Below are 1,819 nucleotides of genomic sequence, written 5' to 3'. Positions count from 1 at the left end.
CCTAAATGCTTTAATCGTATCAGAAAGCTCGGCTATCAATGGAACCATAAGCGTGTTTATCGGGTGTATTGTGAATTAAAGCTTAATCTCAGAGTAAAACGAAAAAAACGCATTCCTCCACGATGCCCGGAAAAGCTATTGGTGCCTAATAAACAAGGTGAATGTTGGTCAATGGATTTTATGAGTGATAGTAGCCGTAATCAACGTCGCTTTAGGACATTCAATGTTATCGATGACTTTAATCGTGAGGCGCTAGGGATTGATATTGCAGTAAGTTTACCAGCAGGAAGGATTACCCGTTACTTAGATAAACTGGCTGAATATCATGGATATCCATTAAAAATACGGGTCGATAATGGGCCAGAATTTACAGGAAAAACCTTTATAAACTGGGCTAAATCACATAATATAACCATTGATTATATCCAGCCTGGTAGCCCTTATCAAAATGGCTATATTGAACGATTTAATCGTACCTATCGTACTGAAGTACTCGATTTATATCTTTTTAACAACTTAGCACAAGCAAGGAAAATAACCGAAGAATGGCTAACGATTTATAACACCGAAAGACCGCATGAGGCATTAAATAACATGACACCGATTGAGTATAAAACACTAAAACAAGCAGCTTAATTTTCTACGTGAGTTGTGTACTAAGTTTGGGGCATTTACAATTCGGGCCGGTTTCCTGAATCATTCTTAACCCGTCCTACAGGAAGCGGGTACGGTTGTAGGGTTGGCCTTCGCGGTCTAACTTCTGTTTTTCGATGCGTCTGCCAAGGGCGTCATAGAGGTAGCGGTGTCCTCTGAATTTGAGTAGCTGGTTACAGCGGATTAGGTTGTGGTTGCTGTATTTTTCTCTGTGTTTGCCTGTCCAATTATTTTTTGCTAGTACACTTCTAATTAATTCAAGTTTGACTGGCTCTTATTCGTTAAAAGCATCTACCCTTGAGCCATTGCTAGACCCATAATACTTTCTGTTTTATCTAAGTCATCCTCCTAAATAAATACAAAATAATTCCTCACATTGGATTTTTAAAAATATATTTAATCAATCATAAATAGAATTGTTGATAACAATATAATTCAGTTAATAAACAGCTTTGAATTGACAGCTTTTTAGAACAGTAAACAAAATTTTAATTTCATATAGCGGATTAGAATATTTAAATTAAAACAGTAATAGATATATCTAATGCTTAGCTATTATCTTGCCTTTTCCAGATATTTAATCGTATTTACGATAGAATTCTAGTAATTATTACAATGGATATTTGTCCCAATTATTATCAAACTTATCATATACCTCTTTTTTATCAATACGCCACTCATATTTTTTGTAATGCAAGGTATAACGAAATTGACTTTTTGTACGATTTTGTTGTTGAGTGTAAATAACTACTTTATTCCCTTTGAGTTCTTCTATTTTTAATATTTCTTCATCTGGTGAGTACTCTGGTGGGTTTCCACAAAATAATGCTGCTTGCCGACCATATTTTCGTTCTTTTTTTGTACAAAATTTATTAAATATAAAATTCAAATCTTTAGTCATTTGTAAATAAGCATCTTCTGAAGAATCACTTTTTAATTTTGGATAGCAACGTATTTCCCAATGATTCATCGCAATAATGAATTCTTTTAATATGTTTTTCGCAATTTCAATATTCATTTAGTTTACCTAATTTTTAAAAACCTAGATTACACCATGAAGTGCAATTCTTCTTAACTCCTTAGAATAAAAATCGGCAGGGCTTTTAAACTTATGCCGTTTTCTTGGGCGTGTGTTCAATAGATATTGTATTTTCTTTATCTGTTT

The 1,819-nt window shown here is 33.6% G+C and carries 2 protein-coding genes; one reads left to right on the top strand and one right to left on the bottom strand.

Going from position 1 to position 1,819, the window contains the following annotated elements; genetic code table 11:
* The coding region (locus A9G44_RS00870) for an IS3 family transposase (protein WP_143426272.1) at positions 1–636 on the top strand (636 nt) is incomplete at its 5' end.
* A 628-nt stretch (positions 637–1,264) separates the two neighbouring features.
* Here A9G44_RS00870 and A9G44_RS00865 read toward each other — a convergent pair.
* Positions 1,265–1,672, bottom strand: coding sequence for an NTF2 fold immunity protein (locus A9G44_RS00865; protein WP_065608880.1), 408 nt, complete (start codon positions 1,670–1,672; stop codon positions 1,265–1,267).
* Positions 1,673–1,819: the final 147 nt, after the last annotated feature.

The organism is Gilliamella sp. Occ4-3 (assembly GCF_001690675.1).
Taxonomy (GTDB): domain Bacteria; phylum Pseudomonadota; class Gammaproteobacteria; order Enterobacterales; family Orbaceae; genus Gilliamella; species Gilliamella bombi.
Note: the sequence above shows the minus strand (reverse complement) of the source record. Positions and strands in the feature narration are given on the sequence as shown.

Bases quoted from the DNA above. Each gene is read 5' to 3' on its own strand.
- A9G44_RS00865 (WP_065608880.1), bottom strand. From the start codon at position 1,672: ATGAATATTGAAATTGCGAAAAACATATTAAAAGAATTCATTATTGCG.